Origin of the sequence: Paenibacillus guangzhouensis, assembly GCF_009363075.1 — a bacterium.
Taxonomy (GTDB): Bacteria; Bacillota; Bacilli; order Paenibacillales; family Paenibacillaceae; genus Paenibacillus_K; species Paenibacillus_K guangzhouensis.
In genome coordinates this window covers 6,060,109-6,081,961 of sequence record NZ_CP045293.1, presented here as the reverse complement: position 1 = coordinate 6,081,961, position 21,853 = coordinate 6,060,109, and the positions used below count along the sequence as shown (strand labels likewise).

Sequence of the window (21,853 nt, the reverse complement as noted above, 5' to 3'; positions counted from 1 at the left end):
CACCACATTCCTTCTTCGTTCTAGTTGCTACTTACTTGCGAAAATAAGGCAGCAGCTTCTCTGCAATCTTATTCGCATCCACATGGTACGTTCCCGATGCTACCGCTTGCTTCAAATCCGCAATGCGCTTGGCATGTTCAGGATCCGTGACACGGGACTGTGCATCCAGCATTTCCTTCGCTTCAGGGGATATCGATACCTCATCCAATTGGCGTGCTTTCTTATTCATGTTACCGCCTCGTGCTTCCGTATTGCGCTGATATTGATTTATCGCACTGATTCGTTGAGACTCATTAATTTTCATAATGGCTTACCTCCTTCTAACGTTCAACCGTTCTCTTGTTATACTATTTATCGGTCATGGGTTTACATTATTTTATAGAATATTCGACGAAAACATGAGGGCTCCATAGTAAGACGCACTAGGACTTCGATCATGCTATCGAGCAAAAAGATCGCCTTAGCAGAAAAAAAGCAGCGGTCAAATTCCCTCCGCGGCTCTTCGTTGATGTCTGGTTCCTATCTATTCGCGATCTCTGAAACGGTCAACTACGCGATAAGCATGTACGTCTTTATTCTGATGCTGCTGTTGCTCTCTTCTCCGCTCATCCTCGGATAAGTGCTTAATATCCCGTGTAAGTCGACTCCGACATGTGTCACACAGATGTCCCTCACGAATTGGTGTACTACATGACTCACAAGGATAGGACATATTCGGTGCATTTTTCATGGAGATCCGGCCTTCGCGAAGGAACTTCGTAATCTGCGTAACAGATACGCCTGTCTCTTCCGAGAGCACCTGCATCGTTGCTTCTTTATTTTCGCGCAAATATTTGACGCAAATCTCATATTCATCTTCAATATCCCGATAACAGTTCGGGCAAATATCTCGAATCCCTTTGGCAAAAATTCTGCCACAGCGCGGGCAATTTTCTACATTCATGGGCGAACCTTCCCTTCATTGCAATCCTACCTACAATATACCTATTTTATCAAATTATTGGGCAGTTTTACTATTACTATTATTATCGTCATTTCCCCTTCAAACCTTTATAGATTCCTATGAGCGCGCCCATGTAAGACTTGAAATGCAAATACTAGTCTCCAAATGATTGGGTAGCCCTCCTAACGCTTTGGCGCAGGCATTCACCGTACTTCCTGTCGTGTACACATCATCAATCAGCAGGATGCGGATTGGCTTCGAGGACAAGAATCGTAGATCAGGGCTGAGTTGGGAAGAAAGCGAAAATACATCCTTCATATCTTCAATGCGGTCCCCACGGGATTTCATGCTCTGCTTAAGGGTATGACGGTTGCGTTGAAGCAGTGGAAGAACCGGAATACCGGTGAACATATGTAGAATGCGGGCAAATTGCTCTGCCTGATTGAACCCCCGTTCCTGCAACCGGGATGGGCTGACAGGGACATACGTGATACAGTCAAACCGGGCTGGCGCGCCACTTCCATAACGTTCACTACATAGCTGATAGTAAGCGGATAATAACATGGAGCCAAGCAGATGCAGGTAACGTTCATCACCCCGGTATTTATAGGTAGCCAACCATTCCCTCATCTGAGGACTGTAAGAGACTGCACTTCGATTTTGTTGAAAATAGGTGCGATTGGTGCCACGGCGGCCGCAATCCGGACATCCAATTGCACGCCCGCATACAGGACATCGGATGGCCTGGATCCATGGAATGGTGTGCAAACATGCATCACACAACGCATGGAAAGGATTCGGAGTTCTGCGTTGATGTATGGCTCGTGATACGAGTTCTGCATGTGGTGCACCCTGAATCGTGTGACTCTGATGAGAGCGATGTATGGCTCGATTACATGCCAAACAGATAGAAATGCTTGGAGCAAGCAATGATGGCAGCGCTCGGAACCAGTTCAACAACTTCATACTCACTACCTCCCATCTATTGTGGACTTCAGATAGCCCTGCTGCCTTGCAATTCGGTTCATGGATGTGATCTGCCGAACCGCATGCTGCTGCGCCCGATTCCATACGGAAGCGCAGAACGTCACGTGTCCTGCAGGATCTTCGAGCGATCTCCCTGCTCTACCCGCCATCTGAACTAAAGAAGCAGAGTCGAACAAGGCGCTGTCTGCATCCAGAATAAAGACATCACTCTTTGGAATGGTCACGCCACGTTCCAAAATGGTCGTCGTTACGAGCATTCGGCTGTCGCGCTGACGAAAACGAATGACTTTCTCTGCGCGGTCCGCATCCTCAGAAGAAGTGCCCTCAACCGGCAAATTCGGGAAATGATGACGAAGTAGATGGACAAATGGCTCGACCTGCTTGATTCGAGTGATGAAAATAAACACTTGGGCCCCTCGATCGATGGAATAGGTCAAGGATCTAACGAGCGGGATGGGTAAAGCACCACGATCCAAAGCTTGTCGGAGCGGTTGCAGCGTTAAGCGTTTCGGTACGGGCAACGGATGCCGATGGAACCTCACGGGAACTTTGGCATGAGGCAGCTTCCCGCGACGTACATCCCGCTGCATAGCATCGGGCGGCGTTGCCGATAGGAAAATGAATCTGCCATCCGGTTTGCACGCCTTCCTCGCTGCATATTGAAGCTGCTCGTTGTTATGATAAGGGAACGCATCGAGTTCATCGATGATCACGAGATCGAACATGTGGTAGAAGCGCATCAGCTGATGTGTCGTCGAGAGCGTAATCTCTGCTGCCATCCAGCGATCCGGACTTCCGCCGTAGAGCGTGGCGAGACGGCTGTCCGGAAAAGCTTGCGCGATCCGCGGCGCAAGCTCTAACACGACATCGCGCCGCGGCGTCGCGATGAGCACGCGTTGTTCCCGCTCGAGCGCATGAGCGATGAGCGGGAAGATCATTTCCGTCTTTCCTGCGCCAGTCACGGCCCACAGCAGGAAAGACGGCACGCCCTTGCCTGCAGTGTCGCACGGCTGCTGCAGGAAGCGAAGCGCAGCACGCGAAGCGTCGTGCTGCGCTTCGCTGAGCCGCCACCGCGCCCCAGGCTCGGTGGCGTGCGCGCGGCCAGCGGCGCGGGCAAGGCCCGCCGCGGCCACAAAGCGCGCTGCTGCTGCGGTGCCATGCAGCAGCAGCGCGCAAGCCCGGCTGCGCCCCATCGCGAGGCAGGCCTCGCAATAGGCGCAGCCAGGGCTGCCGCACGTGGCGCATGCCGTGCGGCGGTGCGAGCCTGCGCGGCTGCCGCAGCGCAGGCAGCGAAGCTCCCGCTGGCGGCGCAACAGCGGGAAACGGCGCCGCGCTTCGTGGACAGCTAGTCCACTCCGCAGCTCCGCCAGACCTTGTACATACGCGAGCTGTGCCAGCGTACGCCAATACTGCCCTGCATCCTTCAATCCGTTAGATGCAAGGAGATCTTGCAGTTCATGTGTGAGCAACGAACGCCCCTGAATTCCCACAGCCATGCGTATGGCATCCCGCTTCAGGCCGCTCCATCTCTCGTCATGCCACAGATCACCATGACAAATCCCTTCTACCTCCATCCCATCGCTTCCGTGAACGCTTCGTTTTCCGTTCCCGTCCATTCCTTCTTCATTTCGATTTTCCTCTCCCCACCATATTCCCTTCCCTATCCCTTGCCCCCGACCGACATCCTCCCTCTTCATCTGGATAACTTGCAAATCCCTTGGTGAAATCCATTCCATCACCCGAGGCTCCACTTCTTGCAACAATTGAATCAAGCGCTTTGTTTCCAATGGTCCTGTCCTCCATTGATCCGTAATGTATGCTGCTAGTCCAAGCGGGATTGGCGATGCAGTCATCCTTATTTCCTCAGCAGGTTGTGCACCCCCATATTCACCACTACCTCTCATAACATTCTCATTACGCTGCTCACCATAGAATCCGAATCCCTCATCACCCCTATATCCAATCGTTTCATCTCCCACAACCTCCCCACCGAACCAATACCTCACATCCACGCGCCAATCCAGCGTCAATCGACAGACCCACTTATCTCTGACTTGTACGGTATACACATAAACTCGCATATCTTATTTCCTCCTTGCCACGTCATATTTTTACGTTCGATCGACTTTCCTCTTTACTAATCTGTCCCCCTCCCCCGTATCTCGCCCTGTCCTTGGAACACGAAAAAAGCACACCCCCTCAGCTTTCGCTGAATGAGGTGTGCTTCACACTCATTGCTATTTTACAACCTTAATCATCAACGATATGAACATTATCATTGTAACCGTTTACCAGTATCATCCAACAAAGGGAATTTTCGCCCAATCTTCCGCTTCATTCAATCGAATGCGAATCGGATGACGCATATGCTGCATGACAGCAACTGGATCCCATCCCGATGCATCAACAATCCATACATCAACACTTCGATCCAACGTTAAGCGTTGTACGATCGGTATCGTTAAATCGGTTGAATGATCATCAATGATCGTTAACCGAAGCCTTGCCCCACGTAGTCCTGCATACATCATGAGCGCTCTAATGACCCATTCAATCTGCAGTTGATTTTGCTTGGTAACCAGTACATATTCCAGTTCTCGTCCCGCCGTATCGAGACCACGTTTCTTGTGCCAATGAAGTATAGCATGGACCGCTGCGATAGCCGCAGCATAACATGCCAGAATCAGACCCAACGTTAGTAACATCGAGGCTCACCTCCCATAGTACACTATATGCGCTATGGAAGAAGCCGGTTCTTCGGACAAGAACTCATCTTCGTGCTGCCAACGTTCTTCTTTTCGTCGGATCGTTCTATGTACCTCGAATCACTCATCGGATCCCCGAAATGTTCATCGAAGAAATCCTGCTTTTACAGCGTTACCCAACCCTGTTTAATGGAGTTAATCACCGCTTGTGTACGATCATCCACTTCCATTTTCTGCAGAATGCTGCTCACATGGTTTTTTACTGTCTTTTCACTAATAAAGAGGTATTCACCAATCATCTTATTGCTCTTGCCCTCTGCCATTAAGCGAAGCACTTCGGCCTCACGACGTGTCAAAGGATGATCATCCGATGCCATGAATTTAACCCCAGCTTCACGAGCAACATCATTCCCGTCGCTCATCACACCGATTTCGTCCAAGTACGTCATCCGGCGTAATTGCTGGATCAACTTTCCCGTCACTTTCGGGTGAATATAAGCATGACCGATAATGACAGAGCGTATCGCTGTGATCAGTGCTTCAGCTTCCATATCCTTAAGCAAGTAACCGGAAGCACCTTTACGAAGCGTCTCGAACACGTAACTCTCATCATCATGAATCGATAGAATCAACACTTTAATATCAGGGAACATCTCGCGTAATCTTTCGGTAGCAACGACGCCATTTTCAATCGGCATGTTGATATCCATGAGTACGACTTCAGGTTTGGTATGATTACAGAATTCCAGGACTTGAATACCGTCCCCACATTCGCCGATCACCTCAAGGTCATCTTCCATGTTCAGAATTCGTTTAAGACCTTCACGAAAAAGCTGATGATCATCAGCTAATAAAATTTTAATTTTTCCCGTACCCGTTGTTTTCGTATCCATCCTGCAACTCCTCTCTACTGTTAGCATTCGTAGGAATAACGAATATGATCTTCGTCCCCACATTTTCGGTGGATTCGACTTCCATCCTCCCTTCTAGTAATTCAACTCTCTCTTGCATCCCAATCAGGCCAAAATGCGTATGCTTCTTCTGCTTCTCCGACAATAAATCTTTATTAAATCCTTGACCATTGTCTTGGATCACCAGCTTAACCATTTGGGTTTGGAATGTAATATCAAGCGAAACGTAAGAAGCGTGAGCGTGTTTCATCGTGTTCGTAAATGCTTCTTGAACCAATCGGAATATGGCAGCTTCCATTCCTGAATTTAGACGAAGCTCTTTCCCTCTTACTTCAAAGGTCGTTCGGATGCGAGTCTTCTCCTCAAAATCATGTACAAATTTACGCAGCGTCGGAATAAGTCCTAAATCGTCCAGGGCCATCGGCCGCAGGTTAAAGATCACTTTACGAATCTCTTCCAGACCGGCACGGATTTGTGATTTCAAATCTACTATTTCGTCCAATACCTGGTTAAAATCCTGCTTATGCATCATTCTTTCGACAATTTCCGTCCTAAGCACTAGATTTGCCAGTGACTGCGCAGGGCCGTCATGAATTTCTCTAGCGATCCGCTTTCGCTCTTCCTCTTGCGCCACAATAATCTTGAGCCCGATGAGCTGACGGTTCTTCGCTGATTCGAGAATACGGGTGACCTGATTAAGATCACCCGATAAATATTCCAGGACTACATTCATTTGAGAACCTATAGTTTCGGCCCGCTCGATCGATTTCTCTACATTGCGTACCCGTTTCTGCAGATCATCGCGGCGAGCGCGGAGATATATTTCTTTTTCGCGAAAAATCATGAGATCGAGTTGTATCTGTGTTGCTTTCTCATATGCGGCTTTAATATCGGCCTCCGTATACCGTACAAAGTCGCGGCTAACTTCCGTCAGGCGAATTCGCGCCAGTCGATAATCTCGTTCAAGAATATCAACCCGATCCACGGTCTCCCCTGCTTCCTTCATGACATGTTGAAGCTCTTGATTGAGCGAACGCATCTCTGAACGCGAGTTATCGAGAATTTCAAAGATTTGATATTTGCTGCTTTCCATGACGCTTATCGCATTCTTTATGACACGATCGATCACATCTACTTGCTCCACAAGAGATCTACTCCATTTCTATCACAATGTCCGAGAAGCTAATAGTATCATACCACATCATTGCAATGTAATGGACTTGTTTTTGCCATCCCAGTCGACTTTAAGACCAATTTGCTCCGACACGAGACGTAATGGGACATAGGTACGATTTTTATAGATGATTGGCGACACTTCCGAAGTATTGCGTTTTCCGTTAGCAATATAATCCTTTTGGCCCACCCATAGTTCCATCATCCGATCTGCGCGCAGCACCATGACCTTTTTGATTGCAGATTCCCAACGTGCGCTTCCGCCGAATTCATCGAGAATCACTTTTACCGGTACATAGGTTACGTTATCCCGTACAATCGGTGCGACTTCGATCTTCTTGTTCTTCCCGTCCACAACTGCTGTCGTATCGTTCACTTTGAGGACAACGGCTGGCTTCGGCAGCGTAAGAGAGTTCCCCGATGCAGCCCCCTTGAATTGAATGTTGTCAAAAGCAACCTCGCCCGTTAGCTGGCGCTCATCTTGTCCTTCCGGCACGTTTACGACATATACCCGCTTCAGCTTCATTGCACTGTTAAGCTTCTGTGCACTAAGGTCGATATTGAGCGTCTTCCAGCCTGACCAGTCGATGGCTTTGGCAAGGTCCACATAGATCGATTGATTATTCGCATCCACAAATTCTGCGCGCAGCCAATTCAGACTACTATCACCCATGACATCAATACTCATCGAGGTTGGGGTGATATCTAGCGCCTTACCGTTCTTACCGTTCAATTCTGCGTAAGCATATAGTTTACCGGTAGCTTTCGTCATATCGTATTGCAAATCAAGCACTTTGGACTTCTCGCGACCAGTCACACCTGTCACCACCGCTGCGCTTCCTTGCACTTCGGCTGGAGAGCCTGTGAACTGAATCGGATACTTCACATTCTCGAAATCTTCCCACATTTGGGTCATACCGGATTGCATCGTCATGACTGTACTGAAACCATCGTATCGCGCAATCGCATATCCGATTTGAGCATCTGGATTGACTTCACTCACGGTAATCGTGTTGCCTTGGACGGAACCCTTGAATCCAATAAACTCCCATTTCACAGATTCTGCAGGAAGAGACAACGTACGGCCATCGATTAATTTAACAGTAATATCTGTTGCGTTCTGAGCACCTGCCTCCAGAGCGCCCATATTGTTACTTAGATTCATTTCTGCCAGCTGATTTCCACCGATTACTTCAACGTTCATGCTGGTCTTCGCATTCTGGGACTTCGCAATCACTTCCGTCTTTCCGGATTTCATCGCTTTGAAGTTCTGACCTGTCCACTTCATTGCTTCCGATGAAGCGCTCCAGTTCACAGCAAGACTCGATGTATCATACGGGTTGTAATACGTGTCATAGCCTTTAAGGGCATACGTCGTCTCTTGTCCGACGAACAGCGTGTTCTGTCCACTCACCATTAGACCTTTCAGTTCGCCTTTAGGTGCCGTCGTATAGATCCCAAGACCGTTCACCACTCCCCGTTGCGTCTTACCGTATTCGGTATCGAACGTGAGTGACGTATCTGTCTCCCCAAGAGGTCTAGATACCATCGTTGTTGAACCGCCACCATCTAAATTCACAGCTTTCCAGATGCCAATATCTTGCATGAAGCTTTGCAGTTCCTTAAGTGTCATACCAGAGCTTGTGCCATTGTCTTGAACCGTCACGACATAAGCCGTCTTTTTGTCCTGCGAATATCCAACTGCTGTCCGCGCGCGAGCGCTACTGCCACTAATTGAATTTGTATTTCGCGAAAACGTGGATGGTTTCCCGTTCTCAACGAGTAGTGTGTGTCCGCCGATCATCATCTGAAGCGAGTTTGGATCTACTTTTTGTCCGCTGGATGCCGCAACGAGGTTATAATTCACCTGCAGCTGTTGGCCAACTTGCACATGCTCACGAATGAAGTTAGCAGCTTGTCCATGCGTACGCAGAATATATCCATCTCCTGGTACCGGCATTTCCAAACGCGTGCCTTCCGAGATTTGCATGACGACGCCATTCTGCACGAGCACTTCTGTCGGCGTCGTTGCAGATTCCGCTGGACGGGTTAGCGACTTCCAAGCACTTGTATATACATACATCGCATTCACATGACTGTATGCGTTATTCGGCTCCGTCATGTAACTTGCCTTGTTGATCCCAGCGAGCGGGAACGTTGTGCCGTCTGGAGCCGTTACTTGCCCTTCGAAGGTAAATAGGTCAATGACGGGTTCCCTGTTCGCTGTCAACGCAAAAGCATACATCCCGCTCAATTGCGACGGACTCGACATAAATTCATTATTTGCAACCTGTGCACCAAGCGGTGCGCGATCTTTGCCCGTAGCCGTCTGGAAGTAGTCACCGTTTACCCCTGCAACCGCGCCAGTCTCCTTCGCCATGCCGCCGACCGATTGCGTCGTTGTAAATTGTCCGTTTTGACCTGTCATCACGTCCATTTTGACATTGGGATTCGTTAGATCCACTTCGATCACATTCACTTTTGCGGTTACGTTCTTTTTCGAACGTGTTCCAGACCATTGATATTCAACCATCTTCGCGCCAGCAGTAATCATACCGGACTGAACTTGCACGATATGATCGTTAATTTTCTTACTTGTTGTTGATATCCCGCTATTACTAGAATTAGCGGCCGCCCCATATACACTGCTGTCCGCCCAAATAGGCTGCAAGAGCAATACACCCGCAACCGTTAGTATAAACACTTTCCTCCCAATCACGTATACGCCACGGCGTACCGTGTCACTGCTTTTCTGCATCATGTCTCGTAGCTCTCCTATTCATCCCAGGGTCTGTCGAAATCATCTACTATCATTAGATAAAATCTTCTATTTCGAGTTTCACTCTATATAATAGACTCTTTTTTCGCCAAAAAGTTACGTCATTTCCTAGGAAATGAGCCAAATAGCCCAAAAAAACCGCCGAAATCTCTCTCGGCGGTTTTCTTTCTAGCTCTATTTCATTGTTTTACTTAGTTCAAATATTGGATTGATTGCATCATGCGCTTCAACATAACGACGGCTTGAGCTCGCGTTGCATTGCCTTGCGGATTGAACGTTGTCGCCGTCATCCCGGCAATAATCTCCGATTGCAGCGCCTTCGCTACGGAAACCTGAGCACTCTTATTAATTTTCCCGCGGTCCGTAAACTTCTTCAGAAGTGTACTTGAATCCGTGTCGAGTACAACTCCCTTGCCCACATGATCCATCGCACGAACAACCATCAGCGCCATTTGTTCACGTGTAATCAAGTTGTTCGGCTTGAATGTACCGTCCGTGTTCCCTTGAATGATACCTGCCTTCGACGCAGCGCCGATATAGGCACCGACCGTCGTATTGGTCGATACATCCTTAAATCTTGCAGCTGATGCTTTATCGCCAGACAATCCAAGCGCTCTCGCGACGAATACAGCAAACTCCGCACGCGTAATCGCTGCATTCGGCACAAACGCCGTATTCGAACGTCCTTCTACGACGAACTTCGAAGCGAGCTGATTAATATCCGCTTTTGCCCAATGGGTCTGCACATCCGCGTAGTACGCATTATTACTTACGATTCGGTACATGTCGTTACTTGGCCCGGTAAAGGTAACGTAGGCCGCTGACGTATCTTTTCCGAAGATAGTGGGGACATAACTTAAATTGCCCGCACTTAAATCATAACGAACCGTCGATGTTTGATCTTGATTAATTTGTTGCTTCACTTTCATTGTATGTTGCATTAAGATTTGTAAGTCCAACACCTTCGGTGTCGGTGTGGTCACCAAGCCAGATATTCTGAAATCATATGGATCAGTAACTGCCTGAGCTCCATTTCTACCTAATTCAGAAATTAAAGGAATCATTCCTGTCGTTTCTTGCTTCTCAAACTGAAGTAATAATGAGATATTGCCAGACGATGTCCCAAACTCTCTTGTGACATCACCAAACTTTAGGTTACTTAGAGGCATGATATACATCATGTCACCATGACGGATAGACATATACGTATTTTTGTTCTGAACGAATACTTCCTCTAACGCCTGAAGTGGAATGAGCACCGACGCCGCACGTTCCGTTGCAGGCACATCAAATGTAACCATCTTATTCAAGGAGCGATCTTGCGAGATCACGTAGATAAATGCCTCTTTAAGCTTATCTTTATCAATGGAATAACGATTAATCGTCTTCCCTAAGCGAGAACGGTCAGAACTCGTCTTTGCATTCTCTGTTTTTAGAATATTAAGCCCTGTTGCTACCGGATTATAGCTTTGTTCCGTCGTGAGCAGATTAGATCCAGATGTAGAGGAACCGGTCTGATTCGTAACCGTTGTATTCGTAAATGCCTTCATTTCGTTTCCCTTGCTATTCTTCAGTGGGTAACTCCCTGGCGTATAACTTACAGTCACGTTCTGTCCCGCTGTAACTGATGTTACCAAGTTAATCGAAATTGTATCCCCGGCGCTATTCAGAACGACAGATTGAAGGCTTACGTTCGTATTATTTACCTTCACGGAGAATTGCGAGGAGCCTAAGCTCGAAGCCGTTGTTACCTTCTCAGATAAATTTAAGGTCAGTGTATCCCCACTTACGGTTGCTGTCTTTACATATGGAACATCCGTATCCAGCGAAATACCCACCTTCACAAGGTTGAATGCGGGTGCATAGTTACTGTTCAAGTCTCGAAGCCTAGGATCTCCTGGTGCGTAGGATACCGTAACAGCTTGCCCGTTCGTCACGCTGGATGCTAACGTCAGTTCTACAATATTTTGATTAATACTAATCGCTGTTACATAACGTGGCTTATCATCCACCAAGACAGAGAAGTGGCTCTTCATTGGGATATAAGAGCTATCCATACCTTCATTATAGGTCAGAACCAACTTGCTACCACTTACGCTTGTCGATTCCAGCACCGGTGCTACGTTGTCATTATAATTACGAATGTAGAAATCTGTAAATGAGCTCATCGGCGTACCATAATAGCTCTTTAATGGATAGGAGCCCGGCGTATAACTCACTTTGACAACATCGCCATTACTTACGGAACTATCGAGTGTCAAACTTATGCTAGTACTATTGTAGGTTGTATTGCTACTAATGCTCTTTGTACTGCCATTCGCTGTTACTGTAAATTGTGTGTAAGCATTAGATGATAGATTGTATACAGAGTCACTGAATGTCAGATTTACTGTACGGCCTGAAATGTATCCACTTGTAACCTTTGGCAATGTCGTTTCGACTGTATTCTGTACAACTTGATTATATAAGCTGCTCGCCCGATTTCTAGCTAAATCTTGTATTGGTCGCACACCTGGTGTATATGTGATTTTGACGAGTTGCCCTACTGCTACCCCGCTCTGCAAATAAACATAAACGCGATCTCCGCTCACACTCACACTGGACACGCCGCGATTCTCATCGTTTACACTAACAGTAAAATTGGATGTGTACGGCACTGAATTCTGATCTAAGTACTCATTATACTGAAGTACAATCGCATTATTGTTATACATTTTAATTGATTGCATTACTGGTGGCGTATTATCTTGAATAGTCGTCGTAAATGTCCAATAACTGTTTCCCGATCTCGCATCGTTTGAGTTTCCTGCCAAGTCCCTCACAAAATCACTTGGGATGTCAATAGCATAAGTCGTGCTGAACGCCATATTAGACTGAGGTGTAATATTTACCGTACGTCGATCTGAGCTTAGTGAGGTGCGGCCAGTAATTGCACTTGTGTTCGCATACAGTGGACGAAGCGATATCGAGGTAGTATTTAATTGTACCTCTTTACTAAATGTTACTGAAATCGTAGCGCTAATTGCTACATTCGTTGAACCGTCGGAAGGCGTCTGACTCACCACATACGGTTTGGTCGTATCGGTAGTCACGCGGAACGTCCACGTGGATGTACTTGAAATCCCTGCATATGGATTATAATACTGATCGGCAAATGCACCGGCATCGATCTTCACGTAGTAACTCGTATTCGTGCTCAAGGCGCCGCTCGACGGAATTATCGAGATGACACTTGTCCCTCCGCCTGTGACACGGGTAGAGTTCACAGGGATCGTGTCTACCAGTTGATTGCCGGAGGTGAAAATCTGAATATTGCCGCTCCCTGGGAAGACAATTTTATTAAAAGTTAATGACAAAGAAGAAGCCGCTGCAATGTTCGCCCCATTTGACGGAGAGTAACTCGTTACGTAAGGTGCTGAGGTATCCGAGGATCTCACCGTGCTAAAAGACCACGCAGTACCAGATAAACCTCCGAATGGCAAATTTCCGCCATCGATTGTATTTTGAATTGCACCCGGATCAATCGTCACGTAATATCTTTTATTTACCGCTAACGTTTTGCTCGTGACAAACACAGAGCTGCCACTCACGCTTACCGAGCTTGAAGTAACATCAATCTTCTGGTATTCGCTGTTCGTCGATTGATCCATAATCGAAATATACCCTGATCCCTTGATCACGGGTTGATCGAATATGATGTCCAATCGAGCATTAATACTCACTTCTGTCGCATTATACGCAGGCGTCGTTATTAAAACTTTTGGAGCCGTATACACCACATCCGTGACACTGGCTACTTTGACAGCAGATTTGCTGCTTGCCTTAGTCTGCGTACCCGCCGCCGACACAGGTAGCAGTCCAATAACCAGTTGGATTACCAAAATACACACTACCCATAAAGATACTTTCCTTTTCATTCTATCCGCTCCCCTATGTATTCTCCCATGGATCACGCAACAATTGTCGCATGATGATTGAAGTAAAACAGTCCCATTTTCTGTTGGAGGATTCTCCATGCCATCCAATAGACACTCGTATCTATATTTTCGGTAAATTGGCCTTGTAAGTTTAGACCCCAATCCTTCACTCATTCGCAAAAAAACAAAAATACCCCTATGTGGCTAGCACACAGGGGTATGTTCTTCAACCCTTGGGTTAAATTTATTAAATTAAGCGTTCGCTTGTTCTTTGAGCAATTCTGCTTTGTCTACGCGTTCCCACGGAAGATCTACATCGGTACGGCCGAAGTGACCATATGCTGCAGTCTGGCGGTAGATTGGTTTGCGAAGATCCAACATTTTGATAATACCTGCTGGACGAAGATCGAAGTTGTTCTGAATCAGCTCAACCAATTTCTCTTCGCTTACTTTACCTGTTCCATACGTGTCTACATTGATGGATACCGGTGTAGCTACACCAATTGCATAAGCAAGTTGGATTTCACATTTATCCGCAAGGCCTGCTGCAACCAAGTTCTTCGCCACATAGCGCGCTGCATAAGCTGCGGAACGGTCAACTTTCGTTGGATCCTTACCAGAGAACGCGCCGCCGCCATGACGAGCGTATCCACCGTAGGTATCTACGATAATTTTACGTCCTGTAAGACCCGCATCCCCTTGTGGTCCGCCGATTACAAAGCGTCCTGTTGGGTTAATGAAGTATTTCGTCTGCTCGTCAAGCAATTCTGCTGGCACGACAGGTAAAATAACTTTTTCTTTAATATCTTTTTGGATTTGATCCAACGTCACTTCTTCAGCATGTTGTGTCGACACAACGATTGTATCTACACGAACAGCTTTTCCATCGACGTACTCGATTGTTACTTGCGTTTTGCCATCTGGACGAAGGTAGTCCAATGTACCATCTTTACGCACTTCAGACAAGCGACGTGCGATACGGTGGGACAAGGCAATTGGCAATGGCATTAATTCAGGTGTCTCGTTCGCTGCAAAACCAAACATCAAACCTTGGTCACCTGCACCGATACTTGCTGTTTCTTCAGCCATTTGAGCGGGGTCACGATCCTCAAGCGCTGCGTTAACGCCTTGAGCGATGTCTGCCGACTGTTCATTTAGGGATGTCAGAACGGCACATGTATTATAATCAAAGCCATATTTCGCACGTGTATACCCAATTTCCTTAATCGTATTACGTACGATGGCTGGGATGTCCACATATTCCGATTTGGTGCTGATTTCTCCAATAACAAGCACAAGGCCTGTTGCAACAGAAACTTCACACGCCACCCGAGCGTTCGGGTCATTTGTTAGAAAAGCATCCAGTACCGCATCCGAAATTTGATCGCAAATTTTGTCCGGATGTCCCTCGGTAACCGACTCTGAAGTAAATAAGCGTCGTCCATTTAAAGACATCAGTTTTCAACCTCCAACTCAATAATAATTTGGCATATAACTATAATACCTATACATAAAAAGGACCTTTCCCGGTTGGAAAAGGTTGTATTACATCCTTCGACAAAAATATTACTTCATTTGGACTACAATGTCAACGAATGAATAATGTAAGATCATGCCAATATCCTATGCTTATCCTTGAATTAATGTGCGTTGCGCTTCCTGAATTAATCTTCGGGTAATATTACCTCCGACGTACCCTACATCTCTCGACGAGATATGTCCCCAATCGTCCTTTGTGACATAAGCGGTGCCCCCCGCATGCTCCCCCAATTCTCCGGCAAACTCTGAAGAAAAATCACCTGAGCGGCTCTGTGGGCTGGCCACGCTTAATCCTAATTCAGCAGCAATCTCATACTTCATTTGATACAACGCATCACGGCTGGCTGGAACCAATTTACGATTTCGGCTTGACATCTAAGCTACACCTCCGTAGTGGATTCAGTTGCAGCTTTAGTATGCCTCACTTATTTAATTTCGTATCCGCCTCGTACCATCACGGTAAGACCGTTCTTCTGCTTCGCATCGGGCATCACACCGCGTCCATCCCGCGGAAATAGCAGCAAATGATTGTTGACGACAGCTTGCTCATTGGAAATATCTTTACCATCTGTCAGGTCAGATATTCCATTCGCATCTGGACTGTATACCACTGCTTTACCAGCTCGTACAATAAATTCCGCTCCTGCCTTGGCTATGAGCTTCTCGCCGCTCTTTATCGTCACGACTTTCAATTCGCTGCTCTCGACGTTCTTATCCACGTCCTTGCCGCCTCCACCTGTCTGCTTCGTTAGCTCAGCCGCTACGAGCTTCTGGACCTGCTCATCGACATAACTCTTCGTCACTACTGGATCGTCCACAGAGCCCGGCTGGGAGCCACTGACTGTGGCTCCGTCTGCGTTCGTTGATATTACGCTACCTAGTAGAATGGCACTAGCTAACATTGCGATGCTGAAAGCATATTTTTGGGGTTTGTTCATGGTGTTTCTCCTAAATTTATTCATTATTGTTCTTATTTATAAAATAATACGATTGACTTGCCAATTTGATCCGTTGCCCTTGGAACTGATCGTATAAAACGATTGTGAAGTAACTATTATTTTTTCTATCAGTATCATAGCCGTCGAAATTCATAGTAATTGACTTTCCATTTCCAAGTTTTAAATCATTTTCTAAAGTGAGTTCTCTTTCCGAGGAACGACCAGTTGAATCAAGAATCTCTACAATAAGTTTGTGATCAAATGTTCCCATTTCATATTCACTGTTCCGTTCTAAATTATAATTCATATTTAGACTAATAGATGAACCAGATGTATATCCTGCGATATTAGTAGCAGTGAACTTATATGGGAATAATTCAATATTTGATAATGAGCTTTTATATTCATTCGCACTTTGGACGAGTTCATAAGCAGCCGCGTTTACATAGCCTGTTGCTTCTCCCTTAATAGGAGTAAACTTATTATCTGTAACGCTCTCTCCCGCAACTAGTTGCATACCAGCTACATCTAGGCTTCTAGGAACTTTCGCCCAGAAGGTTACAAGATTCTTAGCAGAAGGACTTGTTGCATTTTCAACTTGTGTAACATTTGCTTTAAAATATTGACCATCTTTAGATTTAAAATATCCAGTTAACTGAGAAAGAGCAGCTTGTCTCTCTTCTAGATTTTTCATTTCTACTTCAGAATAAACAATATTAGAACCAGAACCTGGGTATAACGAAGATTTCCTAACTTTAACTTCTGCTCTTCTTCCTTGAGTTGATAATTCATTAGAATCACCGTTTTTAATTACAGGAAGACCTGATATCGATCCATTATTTGATATTTGGATGATCTCTGTTGAATTATCATCAGATAATTTCTCCATGAGGAAGACCTGAAGTTGTCTAAAATCCATACCATACGGAACTTTCGTTACGATGTAGGTATCTATTGTTTGATTAGCTCCCAATAGTAATGTTGTATTTGTTTGCACCAATTTTGTGCCATCTGTGGCTTTAATATTATCAAATTTCAACATTCCATCTAATTTTGGTAATTCAACAGAATCGTATCGATAGTTTCTTATCGATATTTTTGCTGAAACAATATCTCCATCAATCCATGGTAAACGTTGGACAGAACTTAATGTTACTCCGAGTGTACTATTTGCAGTTTCTACCGTATATTCTTTTCCAATTGTATTATCATTCACAGTTAATGCAGGTAGTTTAAATATCGCAATTGGATAAGTAATATTACTTTCTTTTTGCGTTGTATCTTTTGACTGATTAATGGCGATTTGCATATCTGTTGTATTCAGTTGAGATGGTATTTCTGCAGACAATTTTATTGCTTTTTTCCCTAAAGGAGCAATAGTAACATTGTCTAAGGCCTTAGTAGTGATTGGATATGAGTACCCATCCCTTGTTATGAAACTAAATTCATATTTAGGAAGAGTAATTGCTTGGCTGCCATTGTTCGTAAATTCCATTGTTGCAGTGATTTCATTATTATTTTTACCGCTTGTTACCCATGATGAATTTATTTGCACATTTATTTTTGTATTTCCAACATTAATCGATCGGAGATCGCCTTGACTTCCCTCAATATTTTCTTTTTTCATCTGTGCTAATTGATATGTGGCGATTGGTAATGACAATTTGGATGTTTCGTCATCTTGAATAATCTGTAATTGTAACTTATCAGTTTTAATACTTGCTGGAATTCGTATCATTAAATTCAATATTTTGCTTCCTTGAGGTTGAATCTTGTAATCTACACTGGAAGGATCCAGTTCTACAGGGTAGTTAAAACCTTCAGCTGACTTCACAACAAACTTAAATTTAGGATCTTCTAAAACTTTATATCCTTGATTCAGAAAATTAAGTCCAATAGATAAATATGAATAATCTTTAGTCGTATAAATACTGGATGATTCTATTTTTGTTTTTATTGGGATATCATTTGCTCTAATCGTCTTACTACTACCCGGTAATGTTTCAACTTTTACAGCATCAGGTATAACATACTGACCTAATTTCTTTTCGTAATTTGCCATGCTGAAGTCCCATTTGACTAATTCTATTACAAGATCAGATGGTTTGGTGACCTTCCCGATTTTCGCATAATAAGTAATGGTTAGTGATGATTGCGCGGATACTTTTTTCTTGTCTTTATCTTTTGCAAGGATATTACTTGAATAAGCAGTCCCTGACTTCGTTTTCACTTTAGACCAATAATCAATAAGGGATATATCCTTCTTATCCATATTGGTATATGTAAGTGTATATGTAAGTATATTTTCATTGTCTTGAGATAAAATATTGAGATCTGTAAGTTTAACAGAACTTTTTGAAGAAATATTGATTGATTTCACACTAGATAATTCTGCTATAGTATTTGTCTTAGTCGTTACTTTTCCTGAATCCGTTTTTGGCTTACTAGCGTCCTGTGCTGCAAACGATGTAATTGTGCCCATCTGACTTACTACCATTGCTAAAGTCAGCACCATAATCAACTTCTTAGATCTATGCAATTTCATTTGCCTCCTTTTATTCACACTAACTCTATACCTGACTTAGATGTTATATATTATATATTAAACGATTCTCAGAGGCAGAAAGTTTCGTTTATGTTACATTTATCCGATTGATTATTTTTTACAAAAAAACAAAAAAAAGAAGGAGCTTAAGCTCCTTCTTTTAGTTCACTTATTATTTAACAACTGCTTCGTTAAATCCTTTAAGTGCATTTTCTCCGCTGTTGTCAGTAATAGCTTTAACTCTAGCATTTGCTGCTCCGTCAAATACTACACTGAATACTTTCTGATCAACATCTTTAGCTGGAGTTGCATAAATTGTTACTTTGTTTCCATCAACAACTACTTGATCTTTACCAACTGTTGCTTCTTTGTCACCGATCTTAACAGTGAACAAAGTATTAAGGTTAGCTGTGTTGTGATTAACTAGACCTTCAGTTGCTGTGAATGAAATCTCGTAATAAGTAGCACCAGTTACAGATTTCACTGTTAATCCACCATCAATTTCAGGTGCAATATTATCAGTAACTTTAGCTTTGCTGATTACAGCAATTTTAGAACCAAATCCATCTTGAGTATTTGTGCTGATCGTCGAGATTGTTGCAGTAGACATATCAGCTGGGAGTTTAGCAGAATCTTTGAACTCAAGGGAAATTGTAGAACCATCAGAGCTGATGCTTGCAGCTGTTGGTTTGTAAGTTTTGTAAGTAGCCTCAGTTGCACCTACAGTAACAATAAAGTCAGTTCTGTCAACAGAAGTAATTTTTCCATCGAACTTAAGTTCTAATTTTTCTTGAGAAGTCGCCTTAACGGAATCAGTGTCCAAAGCAATTGTGCTTTCACCGATTTCTTTACTCAAGATGTAGTTATCTTTACCAACAATGTAATCACCGTTAGCATCTTGAATTAGAGTTGCTGTAAGAGTGCCTTTCAAAGCAACAGCTTTACCATCTACTGTTTTAGGAGTAGTAATACGAACTGTATCTGCAGTTACCAAGTCAATATAAGCACCAGATGCTAATTTTTGACCAGCGATTGTGTATTTAGCAGTATCACGTGCACTATCACTGTTTACTGGTTTCTTGTATTGAACATATACATATGCTTCATTATTCGAACTGCTTTCATTAACCCATACTCTGGAAATTCCGTTTTCTTTAACTACAGATGCAGATACAGTAGTTGTGAATGGCAACATAGTATTAGGAACATAAGCAGTATCTTTGATGCTGTTCACTTCTAGAGTGTAAGTTGCTTCATCCAATTTACTTGCAAGATCAATTGTTACTGTCTTTTTGCTAGCATCGTAAACCGGCTTCAATACTGGATGTCCATCAGCATTCAGACCTACTGCACTTGCAGCTTTACCGTCGGATTTTTTCAAAGTGTAGTTCTTCGCTGTTTCTGCAGAGTCTTTATCAACAGATTTGCTCAATTCAATCACTAATTTGTGATATTTTGAAGTATCATCTTGTTTCAATTCTGCTTTTGCAACAGTTGGTCTTTCAGTATCCAACGTTGGAGTCACTTTCACTTCACGGTTAGCACTGTTACCACTGTAGTCCGTTACACCTTCAACAAAGATTGTATTCTCGTTGAAATTCATTGGGTTAGCAAATGTAACTGTAACTTTATTGTCAGAAATTTCTGTAATTGTGCCACCATTAGCAGTTACATTATGGTAAGCTTTGCTCACAGATTTAACTGTTTCGTTAAATTCAAGTGTAACTTCTTTCAAATCATTCGTTTTAGCGGAAACGATTTGAGGAGCTTCAGTATCAACAGCTACTTTAAATTCTTTTTCAAGCGGAATCACTTTAAGACCAGAGAAGTCTTCAACATTGCTAACAGTCAACTTGTGGTCACCAACAGCCAAATCAGTAGTTACAATTGCAATGTTTGGATATTTGTATTCTACTGTTGCAACAATTGTTTTGCCATCAACTTTAAAGTTGTTAGTTGCATAGATTCCAGCTTTTTTAACTGGCTCTGAGAATACAACTTTGAATGCTTTAGTTCCCAAACCTACAACTTCTTTAACTTCTGGAGTTTTCACATCAACTGGTGTGAATTTAACTTCAGCGCTAAGAGTTTTAGATTTGTCGCTGTTATAAACATTGCTTACTTTTAATGTTGCTTCTTTTTGGTTAGTCAATGTGGAAGCATCACCTTCGTCAAGCAAGATCAAAGCAGACTTTTTGTCGTCAGCTACTGTTACGCTCTTGATTGATTCATCTTTGTTCTTGATATCATAGTTTTCTTTAGCGCCAGCAGTTTTTGCATCAACTTCGCCATCGAAAGTTACTAGGATTTCTTTCAAGTTGTCTGCTTTCACAGATTCAACTTTAGTTGCAGCAGTGATCGTCCAAGTGAACTTAAGAGTTTTCTCTTGGCCATTTGCACGTTTAACTGTTACAGTGTTTTCTTTGTTAGCTTCAAGAGCTTTTTCAAGCTTGAAGGATTCTGGTTTGTCTTTTGCATCAGAGAATGTTACTTGGATGTTGTTAGCATCAACAACTTTTACTTCATAAGAAACTTTTGCTTTCTCGATTTCAACGCTTGCTGTGTAAGCAGCGATTACCAATTGCTCACGAGTAGCAGCTGCTTTGAAGTTAGCATTTGCAGGGATCAATCCAGCTTTAACAGCTGCATCAACATAACCTTTAGCCCATGCGGAAGCGCCGTTTTCAGCTGTTGCAGGAACTTCAAGTTTCAATGCAATTACAAGGACTTTAGCCATTTGCTCAACAGTTACATTACCGTTGAAATCAAATGCTACTTGACCTTTTTGGTTTTTCGAACCTTCCATCAACCCTGCTTTGGATACAGAACCGATGAATGGAGCTGCCCAGTTGTTAGCTTTAACATCAACATACTTCGATGTAGCTGTTGCTGCATCATCTTCAAGAGAAAGAAGTTTAGCAACTACTTTCGCGAATTGAGCACGAGTCATGTTTTGATCAAGACCTGCAGTACCGTCTTTAAAGCCTTCGAAGATGCCTGCTTTAGTAAGTGCATCGTATTTATCTTGTGTTGTAAGTTCTTTTTCTGCACCAAATGCTACAGATGCGAACATCGAGAATGCCATTGCTGTGGATAATGCGATAGTTAAAAATTTCTTCATAACCTTTGTTTCTCCTCCTTGAATATCTTTCACTTTATAAGATTTAGATAAATTGTAGCTCTTGTTACTCATCGCCGATTCACCCCCTTCCTCGAGTTGAGCAAAATTCCTATAATTCATGTCTGTAACCTGTTAGTCACAGAAACTAGTAAACATTAACATGGTAAATAGATGTAGATATGAACCCACTTTAACATTATACAATGCGGTTATAGTGCCGTAAAGGCATATTTTCAAATCTTACCCTATTATTTTGTCAAAATATGACTGTTGTGCGAAACTAGAGTCGATTTAT

General features: G+C 43.9%; 14 protein-coding genes. All 14 read right to left on the bottom strand.

Annotated elements, in window-relative coordinates; all coding sequences use genetic code 11:
* Positions 1-31: 31 nt before the first annotated feature.
* The 14 genes from flgM to GCU39_RS27315 all read right to left on the bottom strand — a co-directional run bounded on the left by flgM (position 32) and on the right by GCU39_RS27315 (position 21,630).
* Positions 32-304, bottom strand: coding sequence for a flagellar biosynthesis anti-sigma factor FlgM (flgM, locus tag GCU39_RS27380; protein WP_152396365.1), 273 nt, complete (start codon positions 302-304; stop codon positions 32-34).
* A 219-nt stretch (positions 305-523) separates the two neighbouring features.
* Positions 524-943: a TIGR03826 family flagellar region protein gene (locus GCU39_RS27375; RefSeq protein ID WP_152396364.1), complete on the bottom strand. Its 420-nt coding sequence runs from the start codon at positions 941-943 to the stop codon at positions 524-526.
* A 117-nt stretch (positions 944-1,060) separates the two neighbouring features.
* Positions 1,061-1,561 carry a ComF family protein gene (locus GCU39_RS27370; protein ID WP_152396363.1) on the bottom strand — a complete coding sequence of 167 codons (501 nt, stop codon included), beginning with the start codon at positions 1,559-1,561 and terminating at the stop codon, positions 1,061-1,063.
* A 353-nt stretch (positions 1,562-1,914) separates the two neighbouring features.
* Positions 1,915-4,011, bottom strand: coding sequence for an ATP-dependent helicase ComFA (locus tag GCU39_RS27365; RefSeq protein WP_152396362.1), 2,097 nt, complete (start codon positions 4,009-4,011; stop codon positions 1,915-1,917).
* A gap of 216 nt (positions 4,012-4,227) precedes the next feature.
* Positions 4,228-4,635, bottom strand: coding sequence for a hypothetical protein (locus tag GCU39_RS27360; protein WP_152396361.1), 408 nt, complete (start codon positions 4,633-4,635; stop codon positions 4,228-4,230).
* Between the two features lie 164 nt (positions 4,636-4,799).
* Complete coding sequence (locus GCU39_RS27355) at positions 4,800-5,528, bottom strand: response regulator (RefSeq protein WP_152396360.1); 729 nt, start codon at positions 5,526-5,528, stop codon at positions 4,800-4,802.
* Positions 5,494-6,639 (bottom strand): sensor histidine kinase, encoded by a 1,146-nt coding sequence (locus tag GCU39_RS27350; RefSeq protein ID WP_152397462.1) that lies wholly within the window; start codon positions 6,637-6,639, stop codon positions 5,494-5,496. Before GCU39_RS27350 ends, GCU39_RS27355 begins: the two co-directional genes overlap by 35 nt.
* A 108-nt stretch (positions 6,640-6,747) precedes the next feature.
* Positions 6,748-9,480, bottom strand: a complete 2,733-nt coding sequence (locus GCU39_RS27345; RefSeq protein WP_152396359.1) for a phosphodiester glycosidase family protein — start codon at positions 9,478-9,480, stop codon at positions 6,748-6,750.
* Positions 9,481-9,689: 209 nt separating this feature from the next.
* Positions 9,690-13,379 carry an Ig-like domain-containing protein gene (locus GCU39_RS27340; protein WP_193726652.1) on the bottom strand — a complete coding sequence of 1,230 codons (3,690 nt, stop codon included), beginning with the start codon at positions 13,377-13,379 and terminating at the stop codon, positions 9,690-9,692.
* Positions 13,380-13,667: 288 nt separating this feature from the next.
* On the bottom strand, positions 13,668-14,870 hold the full coding sequence (gene metK / locus GCU39_RS27335) for a methionine adenosyltransferase (protein ID WP_152396357.1): 1,203 nt from the start codon (positions 14,868-14,870) through the stop codon (positions 13,668-13,670).
* A 174-nt stretch (positions 14,871-15,044) separates the two neighbouring features.
* Entirely contained in the window at positions 15,045-15,329 is a 285-nt protein-coding gene (locus GCU39_RS27330) for an alpha/beta-type small acid-soluble spore protein (RefSeq protein ID WP_152396356.1), read from the bottom strand.
* 50 nt (positions 15,330-15,379) lie between these two features.
* Positions 15,380-15,892 (bottom strand): hypothetical protein, encoded by a 513-nt coding sequence (locus GCU39_RS27325; RefSeq protein WP_152396355.1) that lies wholly within the window; start codon positions 15,890-15,892, stop codon positions 15,380-15,382.
* 16 nt (positions 15,893-15,908) lie between these two features.
* A complete protein-coding gene (locus GCU39_RS27320; RefSeq protein WP_152396354.1) occupies positions 15,909-18,431 on the bottom strand; it encodes a hypothetical protein in 2,523 nt (840 codons plus the stop codon).
* 178 nt (positions 18,432-18,609) lie between these two features.
* On the bottom strand, positions 18,610-21,630 hold the full coding sequence (locus GCU39_RS27315; RefSeq protein WP_193726651.1) for an S-layer homology domain-containing protein: 3,021 nt from the start codon (positions 21,628-21,630) through the stop codon (positions 18,610-18,612).
* Positions 21,631-21,853 lie beyond the last annotated feature (223 nt).